The organism is Streptomyces sp. NBC_01092 (assembly GCF_045039535.1).
In the GTDB taxonomy this organism is placed as follows: Bacteria; Actinomycetota; Actinomycetes; order Streptomycetales; family Streptomycetaceae; genus Streptomyces.
Map to the genome: position 1 here is coordinate 5,572,829 of NZ_CP108659.1, position 25,704 is coordinate 5,598,532.

The window sequence follows — 25,704 nt, forward strand, 5'->3', positions numbered from 1 at the left end:
GGCGAAAGGACCTGGCGAAACGAGGACAAGGACCTGGCGGACACGAGGCCAAGGACCTGGGGACATGGGCGTGGGACCGAGGGGTAGCGTCCGTCCCATGCATGCGATCACGATTCCCGAACCTGGTGGGCCCGAGGCGCTCGTGTGGGACGAGGTCCCCGATCCGGTGGCCGGTGAGGGCGAGGTGCTGGTCGAGGTGGCGGCCGGCGCCGTCAACCGCGCCGACATCCTGCAACGGCAGGGCTTCTACAACCCGCCGCCCGGCACCTCCCCCTACCCCGGCCTGGAGTGCTCCGGTCGGATCACCGAGGTCGGCCCCGGCGTCTCCGGCTGGGCCGTCGGCGACGAGGTGTGCGCGCTGCTGGCGGGCGGCGGTTACGCCGAGAAGGTCGCCGTGCCGGCCGGTCAGCTGCTGCCCGTGCCCAAGGGTGTGAGCCTGACGCAGGCCGCCGCGCTGCCCGAGGTGGTCTGCACGGTGTGGTCCAACGTCTTCATGATCGCCCACCTGCGCCCCGGCGAGACGCTGCTCGTGCACGGCGGTTCCAGCGGCATCGGCACCATGGCCATCCAGCTCGCCAAGGCCGTCGGCGCCAAGGTCGCCGTCACCGCGGGCAGCAGGGAGAAGCTGGACCGGTGCGCCGAGCTGGGCGCCGAGATCCTGGTCAACTACCGGGAGCAGGACTTCGTCGCCGAGGTCAAGAAGGCCACCGACGGGGCGGGAGCCGACGTCATCCTCGACAACATGGGCGCCAAGTACCTCGACCGCAACGTCCAGACCCTCGCCGTCAACGGCCGGCTCGCCATCATCGGCATGCAGGGCGGCATCAAGGGCGAGCTCAACATCGGCGCGCTCCTGGGCAAGCGCGGCGCCATCAGCGCGACCTCGCTGCGGGCCCGCCCGCTCGCCGAGAAGGCGGCGATCGTCGCGGCCGTACGCGAACACGTCTGGCCCCTGCTGGACGCCGGTCAGGTACGCCCGGTCGTCGACCGTGAGCTGCCGATGAGCGAGGCGGCCGAGGCCCACCGGGTGGTCGAGGAGAGCGGACACGTGGGCAAGGTGCTGCTCGTCGCGCCGTAGGGCAGCCGCACCACAAGGCGTGACGGCCTCCAGGTCGCCCACCGGACCGGCCCCGGCCCGGAGGACACCCGCTAGCCGCGCCGCAGCCGGAGACCCACGAAGGCGAGGCCCAGGCCCAGCCCGATCAGCACGAGCCCGGCACCGAGGGGCAGTACTTCGAGCACGGGCTCGGCAGGGCCGTCGGCATGCGGGGCGGGGTGCAGTGCGGGGCGGTTCGGTGGGATGGAGGGCACCGGGTCCTGGGTGGCGGCGTCGGCGGCGTCCGAGCTCTCGGGCACGCCGCCCCCGTCGTCGTCCCCCTCCCCTTCATCCTCCCCCTCCGGCCGCCCGGAGCCGTGCCCCTCGTCGGCCCGCTCGCCGCCGTCCGGCCTGTCCCGTGCCGCCTCCTCGTCCTCCAGCGGCCCCTTCTCGCGCCCGGGCCGCTCCCGTCCCGCTCCCGCCCGGCTCCCCGCCCGCGAGGGCTTGTCGGAGGGGTCGGGAGAGGACGCGGCGGGCCCATGAGCGGTGGGCGAGGCCGACGCCCTGGGCCGCTTCACCGCCGTCTCGGAACGCTCGTCGGACGGCTCCTGTGACGACTGCTCCGCGGACTCTCCGGACTCTCCGGATTCCCTGGATTGCCCGGACGTCTGCGCAGGCGAGGCCGTGGAGCCGGACGGCTTCTCGTCCTGCCCCGGAGGAACGGAGGAAGGCTCGCCCTCTGCCTCGCCCATGCCGTCGCCCATGCCGTCGCCCTCGGCCGCGGCGCTCGGCGGCGACGTCCCGGAGGCAGCCGTCGGCGAACCCCCGGCCTCCCAGGGAAACCCGGACGACCAGCCCACGCCCGCGGAACCGGAGGACGACTCGGACGGGGCCGCACCATGCGGGTCATCGAGCCCGTACGACACCCCGGCCCCCCACAGCCCGACGGCCAGCCCGGTCACCACCACGGTCAGCGTCCCCGCCGGCCACGACGCGGCGCGCGGCCCACGCGCAGCCGCTCGCGCACGCCCCCGCACCACCCCCAGCCAAGAAGTCATGGAACAACCCTCACAGCACCTGGCGCACCCGGCATTTCGGACTCCGCCACCCGACTCAATCAGTGGGGACGTAAACGGTGGATCACCCCACACCGGGGGCACCACGATGATGAGCTGTGCGGGTGCGAGAGAATGGCGGCATGGAGATGCCGAGGAACGAAAGGTCGCCCGAGAACCCCCAGATCCTGGTCGTGGGCCAGGACGGGATGGCGCTCACCGGCGGCACCGGAGACGAGGACTCCCGCGAGATCCCGGTGACGGAGCAGGTCGAGCAGCCGGCGAAGGTCATGCGGATCGGAAGCATGATCAAGCAGCTGCTGGAGGAGGTGCGCGCGGCTCCTCTCGACGAGGCCAGCCGCGTCCGGCTCAAGGAGATCCACGCCAGCTCCGTGAAGGAGCTGGAGGACGGCCTGGCCCCGGAGCTCGTCGAGGAGCTGGAGCGGCTCTCCCTGCCGTTCACCCACGACGCGACCCCGTCCGACGCGGAACTGCGCATCGCGCAGGCCCAGTTGGTGGGCTGGCTGGAGGGCCTTTTCCACGGCATCCAGACCACGCTCTTCGCCCAGCAGATGGCCGCGCGCGCCCAGCTGGAGCAGATGCGCCGGGCCCTCCCGCCGGGAGTCGGCGGCCACGAGGACGGTGAACAGCACCCGGGCGGCCGCGCGGGCGGACCGTACCTGTAAACACCCTCCCCGATACGCGAAGAGCCCAAATACGCGAAGAGCCCAGATACGCGAAGGGCCCGGCAGCCAGATGCTGCCGGGCCCTTTCAATGCGCTGGGATCACTCCGGATTGCCCGTCGAGACCTGGAACTCCATCTCCGGCGGGTCGTCCGGGTCGAAGTCCTTCCCCGCCGTGGGCGACTGCCGCATCACGGTGCCGTCACCGAAGGTGTTCTCGTCGACGGCGACCTTCTTGTACTCCCACCCCGCGGCTTTGAGGCACGCCTCGACCGACGTCCAGTGCTTGAACGCAAAGCTCGGCATCGTCACCTTGTCGGGGTCGAGGTACGACTCGCTCGGCTCGGTGCAATCGCTCGTCTCGACCGTGTTCTCGGTGTCCCCCGCCCGGTACCCCGCCTCCTTCGTCGTCGACGTCGTCGGGGTCTCACCGCCCCCGCCCCCGTCGTCCTCGGAGCCGCCGCCGCCGTTCAGCGACAGCGCCGCGATCAGGCCGACCACCGCGACGACGGACACCACGATCGAGCCGATGATCACCGACCGGTTGTTCTTGCCGCCGCTCGAAGTGGGCCGAGTCTGGGGCGACATGGTGTACGGCGGCGGTGTCGCGTGGCCCGGCTGCGGGGAGTACGCCGCCGGCGGGGGCGTCTGGAAACCGGGCTGCTGCTGCGGGTAGCCGTAGGCCGGGGAGGGCGGCGGGGTGCCGTACGGGTTCGGCGCCGGGGTCGGCTGGTACGGCATCTGGACCGGGCCCCCGGGCGGCGGCGTCTGGCCGACCGGCGGGAACACCGAGGCGCCGACGCCCTGGCCGCTCTGCGTGTTCGCGCCCGGCACGATGCTCGGCGGGGCCGCCTGGAAGGACGCGGCCACGCGCAGGCACTCGTCGCGCATGGCCTCGGCGCTCGGGAAGCGCTCGTTCGGGTTCTTCTTCAGCGCGCGGGCGACCAGCGCGTCCACGGCCGGCGGCAGCGCGCGGTTGATCGAGGACGGAGCAACCGGCTCCTCCTGCACATGCGCATATGCGATCGCCAGCGGGGAGTCCGCGTCGAACGGCAGCCGCCCGGTGACGAGTTGGAACAGCATGATGCCGACCGAGTACAGGTCGGAGCGGGCGTCCACGGCCCGGCCCAGCGCCTGTTCCGGCGAGAGGTACTGCGGGGTGCCGACCACCATGCCGGTCTGTGTCATCGAGGTCACACCGGACTGCATGGCGCGCGCGATGCCGAAGTCCATCACCTTGACCACGCCACGCTTGTTCAGCATCACGTTGCCCGGCTTGATGTCGCGGTGGACCAGCCCCATCTCGTGGCTGATCTCCAGGGCGGCGAGGACGTCCGCGGTGATCTTCAGCGCCTTGTCGGCGGGCACCGCCCCCAACTGCCGTACGTCCTCGTCGAAGACGGAACTGAGCGGGCGGCCCTCGATGTACTCCATGACGATGTACGGCGTCGTCATGCCCTCGACGGTGTCCTCGCCCGTGTCGAAGACCGAGACGATATTGGTGTGCGTGAGCTTGGCCACGGCCTGGGCCTCGCGGCGGAAGCGCTCGCGGAAGGCCTGCTCGCGGCCGAGTTCGGTGTGCAGGGTCTTGACCGCGACCTGTCGGTCGAGCACGGAGTCGTAGGCGAGGTGCACCGCGGCCATGCCGCCCTGCCCGAGCAGGTCACGCAGCTGATAGCGGCCGCCGGCCAGCGACCGCCCCGCGGATGCGCCCTGTGCGCCGTCCTGGCTCATGTTCTGCGTCCCCCGTGCCTCTCGGGCGCCTGCCACCCTGTGGACCGCGCGATCCCGAGTGATCCAATGTGCTATTCCCGGCCAAGTCTGCCCCACGGCACTGACAGGTCAAGCGCGGTGCCCGTTCCGTGACCGTACGAGAAGGGAGCGTCGCGGAAGCGTTACAGGGGCCGTACGGTCGGTGCACAGAATTTGCACGAGCGGACCGGGTACCGGTTTGATGACCGGTCCGTCTCCGTCCGGCTGGGGCGACCGTCCGGGACCGACGGCTTGCGCCGAGGCTGTAGCGTGGCCGACGGAGACCGTAACAACACCGCGCGCACCGCGGGCAGAAACGACGGCGAGGACTGATGGCACAGCAGCAGCGCGCTCAGGGCCCGTCCGACCCCGAGGCGGCTGGCGGCGGTATGTCAGACGCGCCGGAAATGTGGGGTAATGGCGGACTTGTCGGGGATGGCCGTTACAGGCTGACCCGCAGACTCGGCCGGGGCGGCATGGCCGAGGTGTTCGCGGCCGAGGACGTGCGCCTCGGGCGCACCGTGGCGGTCAAGCTGCTGCGTTCCGACCTCGCCGAGGACCCGGTGTCCAAGGCCCGCTTCACGCGCGAGGCCCAGTCGGTGGCCGGCCTCAACCACCACGCGATCGTCGCCGTGTACGACTCCGGCGAGGATGTCGTGGGCGCCCACAGCGTGCCGTACATCGTGATGGAGATCGTCGAGGGCCGCACGATCCGCGACCTCCTTCTCAACGCCGAGGCACCCGGCCCCGAGCAGGCGCTGATCATCGTCTCCGGCGTCCTGGAGGCCCTCGCCTACTCGCACCAGCACGGCATCGTGCACCGCGACATCAAGCCCGCCAACGTCATCATCACCGACAACGGCGCCGTGAAGGTGATGGACTTCGGCATCGCCCGCGCCCTGCACGGCGCGCAGTCGACGATGACGCAGACCGGCATGGTCATGGGCACCCCGCAGTACCTCTCGCCCGAGCAGGCGCTCGGCAAGGCGGTCGACCACCGCTCCGACCTGTACGCGACGGGCTGCCTCCTCTACGAACTGCTCGCGCTGCGCCCGCCGTTCACCGGCGAGACCCCGCTGTCGGTGGTCTACCAGCACGTCCAGGACATCCCGACCCCGCCGTCCGAGGTCTCCGACGCCACGCCGCCGGAGCTCGACGGCCTGGTCATGCGCTCGCTCGCCAAGGAGCCGGACGACCGGTTCCAGACGGCCGAGGAGATGCGCGGCCTCGTCCAGTACGGCCTTCAGATGCTGTACGACCAGGGCGGCCACACCGGCACCTGGAACACCGGCCCGGTGTCCATGCACGAGGGCCGGCACACCCCGGCTGCGGGCTTCGCGAACACCACCGTCATGGGGCACCCGGGCGACCCGGCCTCCGGCACGACGCAGATCCCGCAGCAGATCCTGCCCTCCGGCTACGGCGGCGGGGACGACGGCGGCTTCGAGGGGCACGGCAACAGGGGCGGCGGCCGCGGCAAGCTGTGGATCCTCGCCGTCCTCGCGGTGATCGCCATCGCGGCGGGTGTGGCGCTGGCGCTGAACAAGGACGGCGGCGACGGCGGCGGCGGGGGCACCACGCAGACGCCGACCACGTCGCAGACCACCGACGAGAACAAGGCGACCGACGAGCCCACGGACGAGCCGACCGACGAGCCCACCGAGGACTACACGGACGACGGCACCGGCACGGGCACCGACCCGGACTACACGCCGACCGAGGAGCCGACGGAGGAGCCCACCGAGGAGCCCACGCAGGAGCCGACGGAGGAGCCGACCACCGCCGAGCCCACCGAGGAGCCGACGGAGGAGCCCACCGAGGAGCCGACGGAGGAGCCCACCGAGGAGCCGACACTCCCGACCACCCCGCCGGACGGCACCGCGGGCTGACCGCTGCGCCGACAACGTCCTTCACGCGCGCGTGAAGCCCGGGAACGGGCTCCACGCGCGCGTGCCGTTCACCGGGACCCGGGGCAGGGGTCAGTCCGTGAAGGCGTCGCGGACCGCGTCGTACTCCCGGGTCCACCACACCGCGAGCGCCGAGACGGCCGGGAACTGCGGGTCCGCGCGGGTGTCGCCGCGCTCGTAGTGCCAGCGCAGCATCCAGAAGTCGTTGAGCCGCTCCCACCACACGCGGTGCACGGCCGCCGCGAGCTCGCCAGGGGTGGCGCCGGCCGTACGCCGGTACGCGCGCGTGTAGGCCCGCACCTTCGGGAGGTCGAGTGCGCCGCTGGGCCGTACGAAGAAGATCGCCGCGGCGCGGACGGCCTCCTCCGCGCGCGGCTGCACGCCGAGCCGGTCCCAGTCGACGATCGCGGCCGGAGCGTCGCCCCGGTAGAGCAGGTTGTAGGGGTGGAAGTCGCCGTGCACCCAGCCGACCGAGGCACCGTGCGGGGGACGTCGGCCGGCATGCCGCTCCAGGAGCTCACGGCGTTCCAGGAGGCGGTGCCGGGCGAGTCCGTCGAAGCAGTCGGCGGGGCGGTGGCGGCGGACCCGGGCGAGCAGGTCGTCGATGAGGCCGAAGGTGTCGGCGGGGTCGGCGCTCTCGGCCGGCGCCCGCCCCTCCACCGGCATCACGCGCTCCAGGCTCGCGTGCACCACGCCCAACAACGCCCCAAGGCGCTCGCACTGCCCGCGCGTGAGCTGACCGCCGTGGCGGTGCCGTCCGTCGATCCAGGGGTGCAGGGCGTACGCGTGGCCGCCGACGAGGGCGACCGTCCGTCCGGCGCGGTCCGCCAGCGGTGGGGCCACCGGGACGCCGAGGTCGGCCAGGCGCTGGGTCGCCCGGTGCTGGCGGGCGATGGCGGCCGGGTCGGCGGTCTCGGGGTCGTGGTGGTGCTTGAGGAAGTAGCGGCCGCGGGTCGTGCGCAGCCGGTAGCCGCGGTTCAGCAGGCCCTGGTCGACGGGATCGCAGGCGAGGACACAACCGGCGGCGTACTGGCGGAGAAGGGCGCCCAGAGGGGGCGCGTGAGGCACAAGCGGTGGTACACAGGAGCGCGGCACGCGCCGATGCTAGGGCACGGGCGGATTCCGTGAGCTGGGCGTTGTCACAGCCAGTCGCTGCCGGTCGCCGTCAGTCACTTCCGGTCGCAGAACCGATCAGCACACCTTTTGCAATTCTTGATCGTTTTTGCCGAGCTGGAATACCCGGACATTTCCTTCTTCGTGCGCGAGGGCCATGTCACACCGACTGAGTGATCTGCCCCTCGACTGCTCTTCCCGTGGCCTGGCTCACCGATATAACGTGCCGTTGTTCCGGCCCCCTGCAAGGCTGTGACCAGGAGTTGTTCCCGACTTTCGAGATTTACTTGGAAATCCAAGCAAAATCGCAGGTCAGGAGGGGTTTCACAGAAATGTGGAGCACTGGGTAACGTGCTTTTTGCAGGGCGCTCGCCGGGGCACCTGTCACGCCTGTCCCCATCGAGCCGCACCCCACCCCGTGCGTCCGTAGGGCTGCAGGTGAGCCGCACTGGCACCCGGCGAACCCGGGTAGGCCGGACCGACGGAGGAGCACACGTGACCGTGGAGAGCACTGCCGCGCACAAGCCGCGACGCAGCGCCGGTACCAAGAGCACGGCCGGCAAGACAACCGCAAAGAAATCGCCGAGCACCGACCCCGAACTCGTGCAGTTGCTGACGCCCGAAGGCAAGCGCGTCAAGAACGCCGAGTACGACAAGTACGTCGCCGGCATCACTCCCGAAGAGCTCCGCGGCCTCTACCGCGACATGGTGCTCACCCGACGCTTCGACGCCGAGGCCACCTCCCTGCAGCGCCAGGGCGAGCTGGGCCTGTGGGCGTCGCTGCTCGGCCAGGAAGCCGCCCAGATCGGCTCCGGCCGGGCCACCCGCGAGGACGACTACGTCTTCCCGACCTACCGCGAGCACGGCGTCGCCTGGTGCCGCGGTGTCGACCCGACCAACCTGCTCGGCATGTTCCGCGGCGTGAACAACGGCGGCTGGGACCCGAACAGCAACAACTTCCAGCTCTACACGATCGTCATCGGCTCCCAGACGCTGCACGCCACCGGCTACGCGATGGGCATCGCCAAGGACGGCGCCGACAGCGCGGTCATCGCCTACTTCGGCGACGGCGCCTCCAGCCAGGGCGACGTGGCCGAGTCCTTCACCTTCTCCGCGGTCTACAACGCCCCCGTGGTGTTCTTCTGCCAGAACAACCAGTGGGCGATCTCCGAACCGACCGAGAAGCAGACCCGGGTGCCGCTCTACCAGCGCGCACAGGGCTACGGCTTCCCCGGCGTCCGCGTCGACGGCAACGACGTCCTGGCGTGCCTGGCCGTGACGAAGTGGGCGCTGGAGCGCGCCCGCAACGGCGAGGGGCCGACGCTGGTCGAGGCGTACACGTACCGCATGGGCGCCCACACCACCTCCGACGACCCGACGAAGTACCGGGCCGACGAGGAGCGCGAGGCCTGGGAGGCGAAGGACCCGATCCTGCGCGTTCGCCGGTACCTCGAGGCTTCAAACCACGCGGACGAGGGATTCTTCGCGGAACTGGAGACCGAGAGCGAGGCGTTGGGCAAGGGAGTGCGCGAGGCGGTCCGCGCCATGCCGGACCCGGACCACTTCGCCATCTTCGAGAACGTGTACGCGGACGGGCATGCGCTCGTCGACGAGGAACGCGCCCAGTTCGCCGCCTACCAGGCGTCGTTCGCGACTGAATCTGATAGCGGCTCCGCCGCGGTTTCGGGGGTCTGATCATGGCAGCCGAAAAGATGGCTCTGGCCAAGGCGATCAACGAGTCGCTGCGCCGCGCCCTGGACTCCGACCCCAAGGTCCTCATCATGGGCGAGGACGTCGGCAAGCTCGGCGGCGTCTTCCGCGTGACGGACGGCCTCCAGAAGGACTTCGGCGAGAGCCGCGTCATCGACACCCCGCTCGCCGAGTCCGGCATCGTCGGCACCGCGATCGGCCTCGCCCTGCGCGGCTACCGCCCCGTGGTGGAGATCCAGTTCGACGGCTTCGTCTTCCCGGCGTACGACCAGATCGTCACGCAGCTCGCGAAGATGCACGCGCGCTCGCTCGGCAAGGTCAAGCTGCCGGTCGTCGTCCGCATCCCCTACGGCGGCGGCATCGGCGCGGTCGAGCACCACAGCGAGTCCCCCGAGGCCCTCTTCGCGCATGTGGCGGGCCTGAAGATCGTCAGCCCCTCGAACGCCTCGGACGCGTACTGGATGATGCAGCAGGCCATCCAGAGCGACGACCCGGTGATCTTCTTCGAGCCCAAGCGGCGCTACTGGGACAAGGCCGAGGTGAACACCGAGGCGATCCCGGGCCCGCTGCACAAGGCGCGCGTCGTCCGCGAGGGCACCGACGTCACCCTGGCCGCGTACGGCCCGATGGTGAAGCTCTGCCAGGAGGTCGCCGACGCGGCCGCCGAGGAGGGCCGCAGCCTGGAGGTCCTGGACCTGCGCTCGGTCTCCCCGCTCGACTTCGACTCCATCCAGGCGTCCGTCGAGAAGACCCGCCGTCTGGTCGTGGTCCACGAGGCCCCGGTGTTCTTCGGCTCGGGCGCGGAGATCGCCGCCCGGATCACGGAGCGCTGCTTCTACCACCTGGAGGCCCCGGTGCTGCGGGTGGGCGGTTACCACGCCCCGTATCCGCCGGCGCGTCTGGAGGAGGAGTACCTGCCTGGCCTGGACCGGGTGCTCGACGCCGTCGACCGTGCCCTGGCGTACTGAGGAGAGGGTCGTGACGACGATGACTGAAGCGTCCGTGCGCGAGTTCAAGATGCCCGACGTGGGCGAGGGACTCACCGAGGCGGAGATCCTCAAGTGGTACGTCCAGCCGGGCGACACGGTCACCGACGGCCAGGTGGTGTGCGAGGTCGAGACGGCCAAGGCGGCCGTCGAACTGCCCATCCCGTACGACGGGGTGGTCCGTGAGCTGCACTTCCCCGAGGGCACGACGGTGGACGTCGGCATGGCGATCATCGCCGTGGACGTCGCGGGCGGGACGGCGCCTGCCGCGCCTGCCCCGGCCGCGCAGCCGGAGGCCATGCAGGAGGAGCCGAAGGAGTCGGCCAAGCCGGCGGGCTCGGGCCGCCAGCCGGTCCTGGTCGGCTACGGCGTGGCCCAGACCTCGACGAAGCGCCGCCCCCGCAAGGGGGCCGACGTCCCGCGCCAGGAGCCCGCGGCGCAGGCCCTGCAGGCCGAGCTGAACGGCCACGGTCACGGTCCCGCCGCGGCGGTCGCCCCGCCCCGGCCGCTGGCCAAGCCGCCGGTGCGCAAGCTGGCGAAGGACCTGGGCGTCGACCTGGCCACGGTGACGCCGACCGGCCCCGACGGCATCATCACCCGCGAGGACGTCCACGCGGCGGTGGCCCCGCCGGCCCCGGCCGCCGAGCCGGTGCCCCAGGCCGCCCCGACCGCGCCGGCCGCCGCGCCCGCCCCGGCGCCGTTGGCCACCTACGACACGGCGCGCGAGACCCGTATCCCGGTCAAGGGCGTCCGCAAGGCGACGGCCGCGGCGATGGTCGGCTCGGCGTTCACGGCACCGCATGTCACGGAGTTCGTGACGGTGGACGTGACGCGCACGATGAAGCTGGTCGAGGAGCTCAAGGAGGACAAGGAGTTCGCGGGCCTGCGCGTGAACCCCCTGCTGCTGATCTCCAAGGCCCTGCTGGTCGCGATCAAGCGCAACCCGGACGTCAACGCGTCCTGGGACGAGGCGAACCAGGAGATCGTGCAGAAGCACTACGTGAACCTGGGCATCGCGGCGGCGATCCCGCGCGGCCTGATCGTCCCGAACATCAAGGACGCCCACGCCAGGACCCTCCCGCAACTGGCCCAGGCGCTGGGTGAGTTGGTGGCGACGGCGCGGGAGGGCAAGACGACCCCCGCCGCGATGCAGGGCGGCACGGTCACCATCACCAACGTCGGCGTCTTCGGCGTCGACACCGGCACCCCGATCCTGAACCCCGGCGAGTCCGCGATCCTCGCCATCGGCGCGATCAAGCTCCAGCCGTGGGTCCACAAGGGCAAGGTCAAGCCCCGCCAGGTCACCACCCTGGCGCTCAGCTTCGACCACCGCCTGGTCGACGGCGAGCTGGGCTCCAAGGTGCTGGCGGACGTGGCGGCGATCCTGGAGCAGCCGAAGCGGTTGATCACCTGGGCGTGAGCCACGGGCGACAGCGAAAGGGGCGGCCACCCTCGGGTGGCCGCCCCTTTGCGTGTGACGCGGGGGTCAGCTGATGCGGGCGTAGCCGTAGCTGATCAGCTTCTTCACATCGGTCGTGCGGTTGGCCTCCGAGGAGGCGGTCAGCACGGCGCCCATGACCTGCTCGCCGTTGAGCGTGGCGGCGAAGACGAGGCAGTACTTCGCCTGGGTGCCGGAGCCGGTCTTGATGCCGAGGGTGCCGTTCCAGCCGAGCAGGGCGTTGGTGTTGTTCCAGGCCGCCATCGTCCGGGTGGAACCGGTGCTGGTGATCGTCTTGGCCGTGTAGGACTTCGTCTTCACGACGGCCTTGAACGTGGTGCTCTTCATCGCGCTGCGGGCGAGCTTCGTCAGGTCGCGCGGCGTCGAGTAGTTCGAACCATTGCTTATGCCGTCGAACGAGTCGAAGTGCGTGTTGGTCATGCCCAGGCTCTTGGCCATGGTGTTCATCTTGCCGATGAAGTTGGCCGTGCGGGCCTTGACCGTCGTGCCGGTGCCGAACTTGTCGGCGAGGGACATCGCGGCGTCACAGCCGGACGGCAGCATCATCCCGTAGAGGAGCTGACGCACGGTGACCTTGTCGCCGACGATCAGCCGGGCCGACGAGGCGCCCTTGGAGACGATGTAGTCGCTGACTTCCTTCCTGATCGTGACCTTGGTGTCCAGGTTCAGGTTCGTCTGCGAGAGCACGACCTTGGCGGTCATGATCTTCGTGGTGGAGGCGGTGAGCCTCTTCGTGTCCGCGGCCTTGGTGAAGAGGGTCGCGCCGGTCGCGCCGTTCATCAGGTATCCGCCAGGGGCGGTGATGGTGGGCGTCGTCACGGCCTGCGCGGGAGCCGCGGTGAGGGCTCCGGTGACGAGGACGGCTCCGGTCGTCACGGCGACGGCCGCGGCTCTGCGGATACGGAGGCCCTTGGTGGCAGTTATCAACTGAAATACCCCGATTGCGTCGAATGCCCCGAATATGCGGCCGAGTTGAAGGGGAAGAAAGTGGGGCCGCACGTGTGTGACATGTAAGTAGCACAGAAGGTTGTGCGGCAGCCGACGCCGATGTTGCTTCTTTGCCCGAGGATTTCGTCACGGTCCGCATGATGGACCGACGCCGCGATGCGTACGTGTTGTATCTATGCTGTGGCCATGCCTTCCGCCCCGCCCGCGCCCGTCAAGCAGCCACCCGCCGCCGACCGTGTCTACACCCACGTCAAACAGGGCGTACTGGACCGCCGTTACGAAGGCGGGACCCTGCTCACCGAGGGCGAGCTGGCCGAGGCGACCGGCGTCTCGCGCACCCCGGTGCGGGAGGCGCTGCTGCGGCTGGAGGTCGAGGGGCTGATCAAGCTCTACCCGAAGAAGGGCGCCCTGGTCCTGCCGGTCTCCGCGCAGGAGATCAAGGACGTCGTGGAGACGCGGATACTCGTCGAGGAGCACGCGGCGCGCAAGGCCGTCCCCGCGCCCCCCGGCCTCATCGAGCGCCTGGAGGAACTGCTCGACCGGCAGAAGGCACAGGCCGCCGCCGGCGACCTCGCCGCGGCCGCCGTCACCGACCGCTGCTTCCACGCGGAGATCGTCCGCAGCGGCGGCAACGAGATCCTGTCCCGGCTCTACGACCAACTGCGCGACCGTCAACTGCGCATGGGCGTCGCCATCATGTACTCCCACCCCGACCGGATCGCCAAGACCCTCGCCGAGCACGAGGAGATCCTTCAGGCCCTGCGCTCCGGCGACCCCGAGGCGGCCGTCGAGCTCGTCCACCGGCACATCGACTGGTTCTCGCACCTCGCGCGAGGTGAGGAGCGATGAGGTCCGCCGCACTGCCCGGCGACCCTCCGGGCGGCCGCCGCGCCGTCGCCATCTGGGGCATCGGCGTCTCGGTCTACTTCGTCGCCGTCATCTTCCGTACGTCACTGGGGGTCGCCGGCCTCGACGCCGCGGACCGCTTCGACGTGAACGCCTCCGCCCTGTCGACCTTCTCGATCCTCCAACTGCTCGTGTACGCGGGCATGCAGATACCCGTCGGCCTGCTCGTCGACCGGCTCGGCACCAAGAAGGTGCTGGCCATCGGCACGGTGCTGTTCACCATGGGCCAACTCGGCTTCGCCTTCTCGCCGTCGTACGGCACCGCCCTCGCCTCGCGCGCCCTGCTGGGCTGCGGCGACGCGATGACGTTCATCAGCGTGCTGCGACTCGGCACCCGCTGGTTCCCCGCCCGGCGCGGTCCGCTGATCGCCCAGCTCGCGGGCCTCGTGGGCATGGCCGGCAACCTCGTCTCCACGCTGGTGCTGGCGCGGCTGCTGCACGGGGTCGGCTGGACGGCGGCGTTCGCGGGCAGCGCGGGCGCCGGCGCCGTGGTGCTCGTCCTGGCGCTGCTGTTCCTGAAGGACCACCCCGAGGGACACGAGCCGGAGCCGCTGCCGCACCAGGGCGCGGCGTACGTACGACGCCAGGTCGCCGCGTCCTGGCGGGAACCGGGCACCCGGCTGGGACTGTGGGTGCACTTCACGACGCAGTTCCCGGCGATGGTGTTCCTGCTGCTGTGGGGGATGCCGTTCCTGGTCGAGGCGCAGGGGCTGTCCCGGGCCACGGCCGGTGAACTGCTCACCCTCGTCGTGCTGTCCAACATGGTGGTGGGCCTGGTCTACGGCCAGGTCGTGGCCCGGCACCACGAGGCGCGTCTCCCGCTGGCGCTCGGCACCGTCGCGGCGACGGCGGCGCTGTGGGCGACGACGCTTCTGTGGCCCACCGAGACGGCACCGATGTGGCTGCTGATCGTGCTGTGCGCGGTGCTCGGAGCCTGCGGGCCGGCCTCGATGCTCGGTTTCGACTTCGCCCGGCCGGCGAACCCGCCGGAGCGTCAGGGCACGGCGTCCGGGATCACCAACATGGGCGGTTTCGTGGCCTCGATGACGACGCTGCTCGCGATCGGGGTGCTGCTGGACGCGACCGGGGACGACTACACCATCGCCTTCTCGGTGGTCTTCGTCCTCCAGGCGCTGGGCGTCAGCCAGATCCTGCGGCTGCGGAAGCGAGCGGCCCGCAGGGAGCGGGAACGGCTGGTCGCCAGCAGAGTGGAGACCGTGCACGTTCCCGCGTGAGCCCGAGCGCGGCTCAGAGAGCCGGGACGAGTGTGAGGTAGGCGAGTCCCAGCACCCCGCGGTAGCTCATCCACTGGGCGCGATGGCGGTCGAGGCGCTCACGGGTCTCGTCCGCCAGGGGGTGACCGGGGTGCTGGGCCAGCCACACCTCGAGGTCCGCCTGATACGCCGCCTCGAACTCCTCCCACTCGTCGAGGTTCGCCGTCTCCGTCCACTCGGGGCGAAAGCCCGCGGCGACCACGAGATCGAGGAGAGTGGCGAGGTCGAAGTGGTCGGTGACCTGGGCGCCCGGCCACATGCCCGCGAGCTCGGCGGGGGTCGGAGTGCGCTGCCAGAAGCCCTCGCCCAGCAGGACGCGGCCGTGGTCGCTGACCAGGCGGCGCAGTTCACGCAGGGCTTCGAGGGTGTGGTCCGGCGCCGGGGCCGTGCTCAGGGCCTGGCTCGCACCCACGCACAGGACCAGGTCGGCGGGGCCGCGAGAGGTCCCCGTCGCGGATTCCTCGACGAACTCGACCCTGCCCGCCAGCCCTCTGTCCTCGGCGATACGGCGGCCCCGGGCCAGGTCCTCGGCATGCACGTCCACGCCGACTCCGGTCGCCGCGGGGGCGGCAGCCAGGGTGCGCAGCATCAACTCGCCCCAGCCGCAGCCTATGTCGAGGACGGTGGTGGGCTCCGCCCGGGTGAGCCGCTCGACGAGAGCGTGGGCCCGTGCCTCGGACAGGGGGCCGTGGAAGGTCAGGCGGGTGAGGCGTGGGGGGTGGCCGGCGGTTGCCTCGGGTGCAGTGTTGATCTCTGTGTCTGTCACGGCGGGACCGTAACCGGGGGCGGGGAGGGAGGGACAGCGGTTTTTCCCGCCTCCCCGCCCGGGCCCGGCTCGGGCGCCGCCGCTACTGCGTCACCGCTACTGCGTCACCGTGAAGTTCCGCAGGATCGCCGCCGTCAGGTCCGCGTCGCCCTCCGCCTTCAGCCGGTCCGCCACCGACTCCGCCGTCACTCGGCCGCAGGCCAGACGGACGTAGGTCTCCCAGTCGAGGGTGAGGGTGGCGGCGGGGCCGAGCGCGGGGGCCGTTTCGAGCGTGCCGCGGCCCTGGATGTCGACGCGGATCGTGCGCAGGAACTCGATCGGGCCGTGCACGTCGAAGACGATCGCCGAACTGCGGGGCGCGTCGGCCTTCACGGCGACGATGTCGGGCAGCTGGCCGAGGAGGACGTCCCGGGCCACCTGCGCGCCGGGGGAGTCGAGGTTGCCGGGACGGCCGAGGGCGGCACGCAGGTCCTGCTCGTGCAGCCACACGTTGAACGCGTGGCCCCGCATCGACTCCTCGAAGGTGAGCTCCGCGCCGAGCGGACCGCGCACCTTCGTGCCGGGATCACGGGACTCGTTGCGCAGCTGCCGGTTGCGGCGGATGATCGTGTACTCGAGCTCCGAGGTCATCTCCGGCGCCGTGTGGTGACGGCGGACGTCGACCTGCATCTCCATGTACCGCTGGTGGTCGTTGGTGACGTGGTAGAGGTCGCGCGGGAGCGTGTGGATGGGGCGCGGGTCGCCGAGCATCTCGCAGTCCAGGCCGATGACATGCGAGACCACATCACGCACCGACCAGCCGGGGCAGGGCGTTCGCCGGTTCCACTCGCCCTCGACGAGGGGCGTCACCAGCTCGGATATCGCTTCGATGGAGTGGGTCCAGGCGTCGGCGTAGGGCTGGAGGGTGGGATGCAGACTCACGGAACGGGACCCCTCGGCGGTTGGTACGTGGTACGCGGGCAAGTGGTGGCGTCGGTGCCAGTGGGAGGTGGCGGTGGGAGGTGGCGGCTGTCGGCGGGTGTCTGAAACTCCCCCAAGTTCTCGGCTGCGCTCGAACAGGGGGGACCCCCAAGTTACGCTGCTGTGAGGCACCCCGGCAGTGCTTTCGTGTGACGATCGTAGGCCCGTATGAACGGCTCGAATGCCAGGACGGTGGTAGTGTGCGCGCCTCTCTGCTCCAGATCGACGTCAACGAGGGCGAATCGGTCGAATCGCGCCGTACGCGCGTGGCCTCACTGGTACGGGAGCAGGCCGGCAGGGCCGACCTCGTCGTTCTGCCTGAACTGTGGACGACCGGAGCCTTCGCCTACGAGCAGTTCGCCGACGAGGCCGAGCCGCTCGAAGGCCCGACGTACGAAGTGATGGCGAAGGCCGCGAGCGACGCGGGCGTCTGGCTGCACGCGGGCTCGATCCCCGAGCGGGACCCGGACGGACCGCTCTACAACACCTCCCTCGTCTTCTCCCCCTCCGGCGATCTCGCGGCCGCCTACCGCAAGATCCACCGGTTCGGCTTCGACAAGGGCGAGGCGGTGATGATGGCCGCGGGCGAGGAACTCGTGACGGTCCGGCTGCCCGAGACCACACTGGGCGTGGCCACCTGCTACGACCTCCGATTCCCCGAACTCTTCCGCGGCCTCGTCGACGCCGGCGCCGAGACCCTGGTCGTCCCGGCGGGCTGGCCGGAGCGCCGCCGGGCGCACTGGACGCTGCTGGCTCAGGCGCGGGCGGTGGAGAACCAGGCGTTCGTGCTCGCCTGTGGAACGGCCGGGACGCACGCCGGAGTTCCGCAGGCCGGTCACTCGATCGTGGTCGATCCGTGGGGCGAGGTGCTGGCGCAGGCCGGTGCGGGGGAGCAGGTTCTCAACCTGGAGTTCGACCCGGGCAGGGTCGCCGTGACACGGGATCAGTTCCCGGCGCTCAAGGACCGCATGCTGGGACTGGCGGCGCCGCGCCGCTGACGGCGGGGCCGGTCACGGGGGCGGGACGGTCACGGGGGCGGCCTCAGTCGTCCCTCCGCTCCTTCTCCGCCAGGTGGATCACACACACCGTCACCGCGATCAGCAGCGCCGGATCCGCGTCGTCCCGTACGACGTCCACGCCGTACGTCTCCCGGACGTGCATCCAGCGCCTGGAGACGACGGCCAGCAGCTCGCCGTCGTACTCGATGGCGAACTCCCGGTCCAGGATCTTGCCGCTGACGTCGAGTTCCGTGCTGCCGTCGGCCAGGGCCACCCGGTAGTGGTTGCGCAGCAGGGACAGCCGTTTGCGGCGGATCGTGGCGAGCGGCGCACCGCCCCGCTCGATCACCATCGTGTCGCGCAGGGCGAACATCTTCTGGTGGATGTCGATGACGACATGCCCCTGGGTGTCCTTCAGCTCGAAGGTGTCCCGCAGCCGCATCGCCTTGCCGTCGACGAGGAACACCTTGCTGCCCCGGTCGTCCTCGATCCAGTAGTCGTCACCGAAGCCGAGGAGCCGGTCGCGTACGAGGAATCTCATGACATCAGGGGTTCCCCGCCACCCGGTCCGAAACGCCGCCTGTAGGCCGACGGGCTGAGCCCGGTCGCCTGCGCACGTGGGGCCGCCAAGTGGACACGCCCGCCTCGGGAAGCGCGAGGCGGGCGTGTGCTACCACTGCTCCGGTGACCGGGGCGTCAGCCGCGTCCGAGGCCCGGGTTGGTCGTGGTGCCGTAAGCGGTGATGGTCCTGGACCTGTCGGCCTTGAAATTGATGTTCCCGACGTTGAACCAACCGGGGCCCGTACGCCACTTCCCCTTCACACTGACCTTGATGTGGGCGTTCTTGACTACGCCGATGTTCCAGCACCCACCGCCGGGACGCTCAATCGTGGAGTTGAATGATTGGCCATGTGCCCCGCGATACTTGCCGTGAAGGACCGCATCGTAATTGCCCGTCGCGCAGAACTTGAGCGTCACACGCTGCGGCCCTGCTGCGGCCGCGGATGCGGAGGTTGCCATGGTTGCCCCCATCACAACCGTTGCAAGGGCGGCGGCCGTGCCTCCTGCGGTGCGACGCTTCCACATGTGAGACCGGGTCATCGAGTGTCTCTTCCTCCATGTCGATCGCCTGCCTGAGGCTCTCCCTCACAAGGCGGGTTGCTGTCGCCCGCCACAACGTGCACATCGCCTGTGCGGTTCAAAGGTGATTGGCTGATGGCATGGCAAAGCGCGTACGTGTCCGAGCGCCCGAACTGACCGGCAAGGGCGGCTGGATCAACACAGGTGGCAAGGAGCTGGGCCTCGCAGAGCTGCGAGGACGCATCACAATTGTTGATTTCTGGACATTTTGCTGCGTGAACTGCCTGCACGTTCTCGACGAGCTGCGTGAGCTGGAGGACAAGCACCGGGACACCGTCGTCGTCATCGGTGTGCACTCGCCGAAGTTCATGCACGAGGCCGAGCACGGCGCGGTCGTGGACGCCGTGGAGCGGTACGGCGTCGAGCATCCCGTCCTCGACGACCCCGAGCTCGCCACCTGGAAGCAGTACGCCGTGCGGGCCTGGCCGACGCTCGTCGTGATCGACCCCGAGGGGTACGTCGTCGCGCAGCACGCCGGTGAGGGCCATGTGCACGCCATCGAGCGGCTGGTGACCGAGCTGGAGGCCGAGCACGAGGCGAAGGGCACCCTGCGGCGCGGCGACGGGCCGTACGTGGCGCCCGAGCCGGAGCCGACCGTGCTGCGGTTCCCGGGCAAGGCCCTGCTGCTGCCGTCCGGGAACTTCCTGGTCAGTGACACCACCCGGCATCAGCTGGTGGAGCTGGAGGGGGACGGGGAGACGGTCGTACGGCGGATCGGCTCCGGCACGCGGGCGTTCGTCGACGGTGCCGCGGACTCGGCGGCCTTCAACGAGCCGCAGGGCCTGGCGCTGCTGCCGGACGGCTCGGTCGTCGTCGCCGACACGGTGAACCACGCCCTGCGCCGCTTCGACCTGGAGAGCGGCCGCACCACCACCTTGGCGGGCACGGGCCGCCAGTGGATGCAGGGCGACCCCACGTCGGGCCCGGCCCGCGAGGTCAACCTGTCCTCACCGTGGGATGTGGCCTGGTGGGGCGGCAAGGTCTGGATCGCCATGGCCGGCATCCACCAGCTGTGGGCGTACGACCCGGCCGACCGCACGGTCTCCCGCACCGCCGGCACCTCCAACGAGGGCCTCGTCGATGGTCCGGGCGTCGAGGCCTGGTTCGCTCAGCCGTCCGGCCTCGCCGCGACGCCCGAGCGGCTGTGGCTCGCCGACTCCGAGACGAGCGCGCTGCGCTGGGTGGACCGGGACGGCGCCGTCCACACCGCCGTCGGCACCGGCCTCTTCGACTTCGGTCACCGCGACGGCGCCGCCGAACAGGCCCTGCTGCAGCACCCGTTGGGGGTCACGGCGCTCCCCGACGGCTCGGTCGCGATCAGCGACACCTACAACCACGCCCTGCGTCGCTACGACCCGGCGACCGGCGAGGTCACCACCCTGGCCACGGACCTGCGGGAGCCGTCGGACGCGGTGCTGGCCGGGGACGACATCGTGGTCGTGGAGTCGGCCCGCCACCGGCTCACCCGGCTGCGGTTGCCGGAGGAGGCCGTGCGCGTCGACGCGGTCGCCCACCGCACACAGCGGGCTGCCACCGAAGTCGCCCCGGGCAAGCTCCAATTGGACGTGATCTTCCAGGCCCCGGCGGGCCAGAAGCTGGACACCCGGTACGGCCCGTCGACGCGCCTGCTGGTCTCCGCGACGCCGCCCGAGCTGCTGCTGGCAGGCGAGGGCGCGGACACGGACCTGTCCCGTCCACTCGAACTCAACCCCGAGGTGGCCGAGGGCGTCCTGCACGTCTCGGCGATGGCGGCGTCCTGCGACGACGACCCGGCCAACGAGTACCCCGCCTGCCATGTGCATCAGCAGGACTGGGGCGTGCCGGTCCGCCTGGCCCAAGGGGGCGCGGACCGCCTCCCGTTGGTGCTCGCCGGGATGGACGGCGAGGCGGACGCTCAGACGCCGTAGCCGTCGCTGTACCCGTCCCGCCGGTGGTGGTGGTGGTGCTCGTCCTCGACGACCGGAGTCGTCGGCGGCACCACCACCCGCTTTGCGCCGCGCGATGCTGCGATACGTCGTGGTGCCGATCAGCCCCACGATCATCAGGATGATCCCGACCAGGTCGAGATTGACGCCGTCCATCTCCCAGTCGGTCGCGAACGTGAGGATGGCTCCCACGGCGATGAGGATGATGCACCCTCCCCGAACTACCCCTCCAGGAACCCCACCAGCGAGTTCGCCAGCAGCCACGGGTCGTCCACGCCGCACAACTCCCGCACGCTGTGCATCGACAGGATCGCCACGCCGATGTCGACGGTCTTGATGCCGTGCCGGGCCGCGGTGATCGGGCCGATGGTGGTGCCGCAGGGCATGGAGTTGTTGGAGACGAAGGACTGGAAGGGGACGTCCGCCTTCTCGCAGGCCGCCGCCCAGACCGCCCGGCCCGAACCGTCGGTCGCGTAGCGGTTGTTGACGTTGACCTTCAGGATCGGACCGCCGTTGACGCGCGGGTGGTGCGTCGGGTCGTGGCGCTCGGCGTAGTTGGGGTGGACGGCGTGGCCCGTGTCGGAGGAGAGACAGACGGTGCCCGCGAAGGCGCGTGCCCGGTCCTCGTACGACCCGCCGCGCGCGAACACCGAGCGCTCCAGGACGCTGCCCAGCAGCGGCCCGTCGGCGCCGGTGTCGCTCTGCGAGCCGTTCTCCTCGTGGTCGAAGGCGGCCAGGACCGGGATGCACGGCTGCGCGGCGCCGGAGGTGGCCACCGCGGCCAGCGCCGCCGTGCCCGCGTGCACCGACAGCAGGTTGTCCATGCGCGGACCGGCGACCAGCTCCTTGTCCCGGCCGAGGTACGCCGGCGCCTCGATCGAGTGGACCATCAGGTCCCAGCCCGTGACCTCGCCGGCCGCCAGGTCGGCCGTCTCCTCCAGGAAGGCGATCAGGTCGCCGTCGCGGACGTCGCCGAGGCCCCAGACGGGCTGCAGGTGGCGCTGCTTGTCGAGCTTGAGCCCCTCCGCCGAGACCGAGCGGTCCAGGTGGATGGCGAGCTGGGGGACGCGCAGCAGCGGACGGTCCACGTTCACCAGCCGCGTCGAGCCGTCCCGCAGGGTCAGCCGGCCCGCGAGGCCCAGGTCGCGGTCGAGCCAGGAGTTGAGCAGCGGTCCGCCGTAGATCTCGACGGCCACCTGGCGCCAGCCGTGGGCCCCGGTGTCGGGCAGCGGCTTGACCCGCAGGTTGGGGGAGTCGGTGTGTGCGCCGACGATGCGGAACGGCGTGTGGGGCGCCGCGCCCTCGGGGACGTACCAGGCCACGATCGCGCCACCGCGCAGCACGTACTTGCCACCGCTCGTCCCGTCCCAGGCGTCCGTCTCCGAGACCTGCCTGAATCCGGCCTTCTCCAGCCGTTCGGCGGCGTTCGCCACGGCGTGGTACGGCGACGGGCTCGCCGCCAGGAAGGACATGAGGTCGTCGGTGTGGCCGCGATCGAAGCGGGGGGGTTCGCTCATGGGGTTCACCTTAACGACGTACGAGGGCCCGCTCCCGGAGAAGGGGAGCGGGCCCTCGTAAGGGCGATGTGGAATGTCCGTGACTGACTGGAACGACTGGCTGGAAAGGGGCGGTAGGGGCGCCCCTCGTCGGCTAGAAGGCCGCTTCGTCCAGCTCCATCAGGTCCAGCTCGACGCCCTCGGCGAGCTTGCGCGCACCGGTGACGCCCGGCAGGACGTTGGCCGCGAAGAACTTCGCCGCCGCGATCTTGCCGGTGTAGAACGCCTTGTCCTTGGCGGAGGCGGTCTCCAGCTTCTCGGCGGCGACGGCCGCGCCCTTGAGGAGCAGGTAGCCGACGACGACGTCACCGGAGGCCATCAGCAGGCGGGTGGTGTTCAGGCCCACCTTGTAGATGTTCTTGACGTCCTGCTCGGTGGCCGCGAGGTCGGTCAGCATCAGGCCGACGATCGCCTCCAGCTCCACGGCGGCCTTGGCGAGCTGCTCGCGGGCCGCGCCGAGCTCCTCGCCGCCCTCACCCAGCGCCAGGAACTTCTTGATGTCCTCGGCGAGGGAGTTGAGGGCCGAGCCCTGGTTGCGGACGATCTTCCGGAAGAAGAAGTCCTGGCCCTGGATCGCGGTCGTGCCCTCGTACAGGGTGTCGATCTTGGCGTCCCGGATGTACTGCTCGATCGGGTACTCCTGCAGGAAGCCGGAGCCGCCGAAGGTCTGCAGCGACTGGGCGAGCTGCTCGTAGCCCTTCTCGGAGCCGTAGCCCTTGACGATCGGCAGGAGCAGGTCGTTGAGGGCGTGCTCGGTCTTGGTGTCCTCGCCGGCCGCCTCCTTGACCGCGATCGCGTCCTGCACCGACGCCGTGTACAGCACCAGCGCGCGCATGCCCTCCGCGTACGCCTTCTGCGTCATCAGCGAGCGGCGCACGTCCGGGTGGTGCGTGATGGTGACCTTGGGCGCGGACTTGTCGCCGAACGCCGCGAGGTCGGAACCCTGGACGCGCTCCTTGGCGTACTCAAGAGCGTTGAGGTAGCCGGTCGACAGCGTCGAGATGGCCTTCGTGCCGACCATCATCCGCGCGAACTCGATGATCCGGAACATCTGGCGGATGCCGTCGTGCTTGTCGCCGATCAGCCAGCCCTTGGCGGGGTGCTGGTCGCCGAAGGTCATCTCGCAGGTGTTGGAGGCCTTCAGGCCCATCTTGTGCTCGACGTTCGTGGCGTAGGCGCCGTTGCGCTCGCCCAGCTCGCCGGTCTCGAAGTCGAAGAGGTACTTCGGGACCATGAAGAGCGACAGGCCCTTGGTGCCCGGACCGGCACCCTCGGGGCGCGCGAGCACGTAGTGAAGGATGTTCTCCTCCATGTCGTGCTCACCTGAGGTGATGAAGCGCTTGACGCCCTCGATGTGCCAGGAGCCGTCCTCCTGCTGGATCGCCTTGGTGCGGCCGGCGCCCACGTCCGAGCCGGCGTCCGGCTCGGTGAGCACCATGGTGGAGCCCCAGGTCCGCTCGACGGCGATCTGCGCGATCTTCTTCTGGACGTCGTTGCCCTCGTCGTAGAGGATCCCGGCGAACGCCGGGCCGGAGGAGTACATCCACACGGCCGGGTTCGAACCGAGGATCAGCTCGGCGTACGACCAGATCAGGGACGGCGGAGCCGTCGTGCCGCCGATGGCCTCGGGCAGGCCGAGGCGCCAGTACTCGGAGTCCATGAAGGCCTTGTAGCTCTTCTTGAAGGACGCCGGGACCGGCGCGGTGTTCGTCTCGGGGTCGAAGACCGGCGGGTTGCGATCGGCGTCGGCGAAGGACTCCGCCAGCTCGTTCTCGGAGAGGCGGGTCAGCTCCTCCAGGATGCTTTTCGCGGTCTCGACATCCATCTCCTCGAACGGACCCGTGCCGTACAGCTTGTCGCGTCCGAGTACTTCGAAGAGGTTGAACTCGATGTCGCGGAGGTTCGACTTGTAGTGCCCCATGGTCACGGCTCCGTAGAGGGTCGGCGAGGCACTTGGTTCCTCGCGCTAGTTCACGTACCAACAAGTAGCTACGATGATGCTACCCGCCAGTAATAAGACGCAACCCCGATCCGTAATCTGTGACAGGTCACACCGGAACCGTCAGCGTCGCCGTGTAACCGTCCGCCACGCTGCCCTTCATCGCGGCCAGCTGCTGGTCGTAACCGTCGCTGAAGATGCCGTCCGTTTCCAGGGAGAGGCTGGTGAGGTTGCGCACGCTCTCGGCGTAGCCGTCCGTGGCGTAGACCCTGTCGCAGACGTCCTTCGGGAAGGCGAGCTGCGAGGTGTTCGTGAGGGAGGTGGCCGCCGTGGCGTCCGCCAGGCTGCCGTAGACCTCGAAGTGGATGTGCGGCCAGCGGCCCGAGTAACAGCCGGGGAAGATGCTCGTGAAGGTGACCTGACCCAAGCCGTCGGTCTCCTGGACGCCGCGCAGGTAGTTCTCGTCGGTGACGCCCTCGGAGTACAGGGAGTAGTCGCCCGCCCGGTCGCAGTGCCAGATGTAGACCGCGGCGCCCTCCTTCGGCGTCCCGCAGCCGGAGGCCGCGTCCACGACCGTCAGCGTGACGGTCAGGGGCACGCCCTCGGCGGTGCCGCCCGCGGAGTCGCCGAAGCTCTTGGTGATGTCGCTGCGCACGACACCGCTCTCCTTCAGGACGTTCACGCCGTTCGAGCCGTCGCCCGGGAAGGGGCCGGCGGTCTCGTCCGGGATGGTCGCGCACTCGGCGGGCGAGGCGGAGGCGCCGGAGCCCTTGGAGGAGCCGGCGGCCGAGGTGTCGTCCTCGGAGGTGCAGCCCGCCAGCGGGATCAGGCCCACCCCTGCCATCAGCCCGATCATGCGTCGGCGGGCGAGGAGGGGAAGGTCGTGGGAGAGCCCTCTGTCGTGCTCGTGGGCCTCGTCGTCGTGGTGTCGGTGCATGGCTGTCCCCTTGCCGGTGCGGTGCCCTGCGCGGCACTCCTCGCGATACGGCCGACGCTATGAGCGGAGGCTGTGCGAAACCAGCGCGGTGACTGTCGAGTCGCTGTCAAGTCGCTGTCGGTTTGCCGGAGCGCCGGTACCCGCCCGTTCCGCCCGCCGCTGTCGGTACGCTTGCGCCCATGTACGGCTACGACCAGAACGTCGGCGCACAGCAGCAGTACGCCCCGCCGCAGCAGCCCATGGCCGGTGGCGTCGGCGGGTACGGCCAGCAGCCGCCGCTCTACCCCGAGCCGTCCCCGCCCTCCCTCGCGGACGCGGTGCGGGCCTTCACCACCGGGCAGATGGCCGCCGAGGACTTCCAGCAGGTCTTCGCGACGTCCAAGGTGTACTGCCCGCGCGGCGACAACCCGGGCTTCCTCGCCCTGCACAACACCCAGCAGCCGGTGATCCCGATGTTCACCTCGCTGAAGGAGCTGCGCAGGTACGCGGGCAAGGAGTCCAAGTACTTCGTCATCACCGGCTCCGAGGTGATCGACCTGCTGCCGACCGGCTACGGCTTCGTCGTCGACATGGAGGGCGAGCACCGCATGGTCTTCGACGCGAAGGCCGTGGAGCAGATGGTCGAGTTCGCGATGCGGCGGATGTACGGGTAG

22 protein-coding genes and 1 pseudogene are annotated in these 25,704 nt (G+C 70.4%); 11 read left to right on the forward strand and 12 right to left on the reverse strand.

Translation table 11 applies throughout. From position 1 onward, the window contains the following. The first annotated feature begins 97 nt into the window (after positions 1–97). Complete coding sequence (locus OG254_RS25305) at positions 98–1,078, forward strand: NAD(P)H-quinone oxidoreductase (protein WP_405585734.1); 981 nt, start codon at positions 98–100, stop codon at positions 1,076–1,078. Positions 1,079–1,149: 71 nt separating this feature from the next. On the opposite strand, the gene OG254_RS25310 is transcribed toward OG254_RS25305, so the two are convergent. Then, complete coding sequence (locus tag OG254_RS25310) at positions 1,150–2,094, reverse strand: hypothetical protein (protein ID WP_405585737.1); 945 nt, start codon at positions 2,092–2,094, stop codon at positions 1,150–1,152. 140 nt (positions 2,095–2,234) lie between these two features. On the opposite strand from OG254_RS25310, the gene OG254_RS25315 reads away from it, so the two are divergent. Further along, positions 2,235–2,777, forward strand: coding sequence for a bacterial proteasome activator family protein (locus OG254_RS25315; RefSeq protein WP_351195386.1), 543 nt, complete (start codon positions 2,235–2,237; stop codon positions 2,775–2,777). A gap of 100 nt (positions 2,778–2,877) precedes the next feature. Here OG254_RS25315 and OG254_RS25320 read toward each other — a convergent pair whose 3' ends face one another. Continuing rightward, on the reverse strand, positions 2,878–4,509 hold the full coding sequence (locus OG254_RS25320; RefSeq protein ID WP_405585740.1) for a protein kinase domain-containing protein: 1,632 nt from the start codon (positions 4,507–4,509) through the stop codon (positions 2,878–2,880). A 350-nt stretch (positions 4,510–4,859) separates the two neighbouring features. Here OG254_RS25320 and OG254_RS25325 point away from each other — a divergent pair, with 350 nt between their 5' ends. Beyond that, positions 4,860–6,416: a protein kinase domain-containing protein gene (locus tag OG254_RS25325; protein WP_405585743.1), complete on the forward strand. Its 1,557-nt coding sequence runs from the start codon at positions 4,860–4,862 to the stop codon at positions 6,414–6,416. 90 nt (positions 6,417–6,506) lie between these two features. Here the strand turns inward: OG254_RS25325 and OG254_RS25330 are convergent, their stop codons facing one another. Further along, positions 6,507–7,502 (reverse strand): phosphotransferase, encoded by a 996-nt coding sequence (locus OG254_RS25330; protein ID WP_405585746.1) that lies wholly within the window; start codon positions 7,500–7,502, stop codon positions 6,507–6,509. A 540-nt stretch (positions 7,503–8,042) separates the two neighbouring features. Between OG254_RS25330 and pdhA the strand changes: the two genes are divergently transcribed. From pdhA to OG254_RS25345, 3 genes are read left to right on the forward strand one after another with little or no spacing between them, the layout of a single operon-like run. Next, a complete protein-coding gene (pdhA, locus tag OG254_RS25335; RefSeq protein ID WP_405585749.1) occupies positions 8,043–9,242 on the forward strand; it encodes a pyruvate dehydrogenase (acetyl-transferring) E1 component subunit alpha in 1,200 nt (399 codons plus the stop codon). Positions 9,243–9,244: 2 nt separating this feature from the next. Beyond that, positions 9,245–10,225, forward strand: coding sequence for an alpha-ketoacid dehydrogenase subunit beta (locus OG254_RS25340; protein ID WP_351195381.1), 981 nt, complete (start codon positions 9,245–9,247; stop codon positions 10,223–10,225). Between the two features lie 10 nt (positions 10,226–10,235). Beyond that, a complete protein-coding gene (locus OG254_RS25345) occupies positions 10,236–11,663 on the forward strand; it encodes a dihydrolipoamide acetyltransferase family protein (RefSeq protein ID WP_405585753.1) in 1,428 nt (475 codons plus the stop codon). A gap of 66 nt (positions 11,664–11,729) precedes the next feature. Here OG254_RS25345 and OG254_RS25350 read toward each other — a convergent pair whose 3' ends face one another. Further along, the gene (locus tag OG254_RS25350; RefSeq protein ID WP_405585756.1) at positions 11,730–12,629 is read right to left on the reverse strand and encodes a D-alanyl-D-alanine carboxypeptidase family protein; all 900 of its coding nucleotides are present in this window, start codon (positions 12,627–12,629) and stop codon (positions 11,730–11,732) included. 207 nt (positions 12,630–12,836) lie between these two features. Between OG254_RS25350 and OG254_RS25355 the strand changes: the two genes are divergently transcribed. Both OG254_RS25355 and OG254_RS25360 read left to right on the forward strand, forming a co-directional pair. Further along, a complete protein-coding gene (locus OG254_RS25355; protein ID WP_405585758.1) occupies positions 12,837–13,499 on the forward strand; it encodes a GntR family transcriptional regulator in 663 nt (220 codons plus the stop codon). Beyond that, the gene (locus OG254_RS25360; protein WP_405585760.1) at positions 13,496–14,791 is read left to right on the forward strand and encodes a nitrate/nitrite transporter; all 1,296 of its coding nucleotides are present in this window, start codon (positions 13,496–13,498) and stop codon (positions 14,789–14,791) included. The genes OG254_RS25355 and OG254_RS25360 overlap by 4 nt, the downstream gene beginning before the upstream one ends. A 13-nt stretch (positions 14,792–14,804) precedes the next feature. Here the strand turns inward: OG254_RS25360 and OG254_RS25365 are convergent, their stop codons facing one another. Beyond that, entirely contained in the window at positions 14,805–15,596 is a 792-nt protein-coding gene (locus OG254_RS25365; protein WP_405585763.1) for an SAM-dependent methyltransferase, read from the reverse strand. A 96-nt stretch (positions 15,597–15,692) separates the two neighbouring features. Further along, positions 15,693–16,517 carry a maleylpyruvate isomerase family mycothiol-dependent enzyme gene (locus OG254_RS25370; protein ID WP_405585766.1) on the reverse strand — a complete coding sequence of 275 codons (825 nt, stop codon included), beginning with the start codon at positions 16,515–16,517 and terminating at the stop codon, positions 15,693–15,695. Positions 16,518–16,756: 239 nt separating this feature from the next. On the opposite strand from OG254_RS25370, the gene OG254_RS25375 reads away from it, so the two are divergent. Further along, on the forward strand, positions 16,757–17,554 hold the full coding sequence (locus OG254_RS25375; protein ID WP_405585769.1) for a carbon-nitrogen family hydrolase: 798 nt from the start codon (positions 16,757–16,759) through the stop codon (positions 17,552–17,554). 43 nt (positions 17,555–17,597) lie between these two features. Here the strand turns inward: OG254_RS25375 and OG254_RS25380 are convergent, their stop codons facing one another. Together OG254_RS25380 and OG254_RS25385 are read right to left on the reverse strand one after the other, a co-directional pair. Continuing rightward, entirely contained in the window at positions 17,598–18,095 is a 498-nt protein-coding gene (locus OG254_RS25380) for an LURP-one-related/scramblase family protein (protein WP_405585771.1), read from the reverse strand. A gap of 155 nt (positions 18,096–18,250) precedes the next feature. Beyond that, entirely contained in the window at positions 18,251–18,574 is a 324-nt protein-coding gene (locus tag OG254_RS25385) for a hypothetical protein (RefSeq protein WP_405585774.1), read from the reverse strand. Positions 18,575–18,774: 200 nt separating this feature from the next. On the opposite strand from OG254_RS25385, the gene OG254_RS25390 reads away from it, so the two are divergent. Beyond that, the gene (locus OG254_RS25390) at positions 18,775–20,601 is read left to right on the forward strand and encodes an NHL domain-containing thioredoxin family protein (protein WP_405585777.1); all 1,827 of its coding nucleotides are present in this window, start codon (positions 18,775–18,777) and stop codon (positions 20,599–20,601) included. Here OG254_RS25390 and OG254_RS25395 read toward each other — a convergent pair. The 4 genes and pseudogenes from OG254_RS25395 to OG254_RS25410 all read right to left on the reverse strand — a co-directional run bounded on the left by OG254_RS25395 (position 20,589) and on the right by OG254_RS25410 (position 25,051). Beyond that, a pseudogene (locus tag OG254_RS25395) lies at positions 20,589–20,883 on the reverse strand (DUF6458 family protein). The gene OG254_RS25390 and the pseudogene OG254_RS25395 sit on opposite strands and share 13 nt — an antisense overlap. Beyond that, positions 20,841–22,136, reverse strand: coding sequence for a M18 family aminopeptidase (locus OG254_RS25400; protein WP_351195359.1), 1,296 nt, complete (start codon positions 22,134–22,136; stop codon positions 20,841–20,843). The pseudogene OG254_RS25395 and the gene OG254_RS25400 overlap by 43 nt, the downstream one beginning before the upstream one ends. 133 nt (positions 22,137–22,269) lie before the next feature. Next, positions 22,270–24,096, reverse strand: coding sequence for an acyl-CoA dehydrogenase (locus OG254_RS25405; RefSeq protein WP_405585780.1), 1,827 nt, complete (start codon positions 24,094–24,096; stop codon positions 22,270–22,272). Positions 24,097–24,223: 127 nt separating this feature from the next. Continuing rightward, positions 24,224–25,051: an intradiol ring-cleavage dioxygenase gene (locus tag OG254_RS25410; protein ID WP_405585782.1), complete on the reverse strand. Its 828-nt coding sequence runs from the start codon at positions 25,049–25,051 to the stop codon at positions 24,224–24,226. Positions 25,052–25,230: 179 nt separating this feature from the next. Between OG254_RS25410 and OG254_RS25415 the strand changes: the two genes are divergently transcribed. Beyond that, on the forward strand, positions 25,231–25,704 hold the full coding sequence (locus OG254_RS25415; RefSeq protein ID WP_148000411.1) for an SseB family protein: 474 nt from the start codon (positions 25,231–25,233) through the stop codon (positions 25,702–25,704).

Bases quoted from the DNA above. Each gene is read 5' to 3' on its own strand.
- OG254_RS25305 (WP_405585734.1), top strand. From the start codon at position 98: ATGCATGCGATCACGATTCCCGAACCTGGTGGGCCCGAGGCGCTCGTG.
- OG254_RS25310 (WP_405585737.1), bottom strand. From the start codon at position 2,094: ATGACTTCTTGGCTGGGGGTGGTGCGGGGGCGTGCGCGAGCGGCTGCG.
- OG254_RS25315 (WP_351195386.1), top strand. From the start codon at position 2,235: ATGGAGATGCCGAGGAACGAAAGGTCGCCCGAGAACCCCCAGATCCTG.
- OG254_RS25320 (WP_405585740.1), bottom strand. From the start codon at position 4,509: ATGAGCCAGGACGGCGCACAGGGCGCATCCGCGGGGCGGTCGCTGGCC.
- OG254_RS25325 (WP_405585743.1), top strand. From the start codon at position 4,860: ATGGCACAGCAGCAGCGCGCTCAGGGCCCGTCCGACCCCGAGGCGGCT.
- OG254_RS25340 (WP_351195381.1), top strand. From the start codon at position 9,245: ATGGCAGCCGAAAAGATGGCTCTGGCCAAGGCGATCAACGAGTCGCTG.
- OG254_RS25355 (WP_405585758.1), top strand. From the start codon at position 12,837: ATGCCTTCCGCCCCGCCCGCGCCCGTCAAGCAGCCACCCGCCGCCGAC.
- OG254_RS25360 (WP_405585760.1), top strand. From the start codon at position 13,496: ATGAGGTCCGCCGCACTGCCCGGCGACCCTCCGGGCGGCCGCCGCGCC.
- OG254_RS25380 (WP_405585771.1), bottom strand. From the start codon at position 18,095: ATGAGATTCCTCGTACGCGACCGGCTCCTCGGCTTCGGTGACGACTAC.
- OG254_RS25385 (WP_405585774.1), bottom strand. From the start codon at position 18,574: ATGGCAACCTCCGCATCCGCGGCCGCAGCAGGGCCGCAGCGTGTGACG.
- OG254_RS25390 (WP_405585777.1), top strand. From the start codon at position 18,775: ATGGCAAAGCGCGTACGTGTCCGAGCGCCCGAACTGACCGGCAAGGGC.
- OG254_RS25400 (WP_351195359.1), bottom strand. From the start codon at position 22,136: ATGAGCGAACCCCCCCGCTTCGATCGCGGCCACACCGACGACCTCATG.
- OG254_RS25405 (WP_405585780.1), bottom strand. From the start codon at position 24,096: ATGGGGCACTACAAGTCGAACCTCCGCGACATCGAGTTCAACCTCTTC.
- OG254_RS25410 (WP_405585782.1), bottom strand. From the start codon at position 25,051: ATGCACCGACACCACGACGACGAGGCCCACGAGCACGACAGAGGGCTC.
- OG254_RS25415 (WP_148000411.1), top strand. From the start codon at position 25,231: ATGTACGGCTACGACCAGAACGTCGGCGCACAGCAGCAGTACGCCCCG.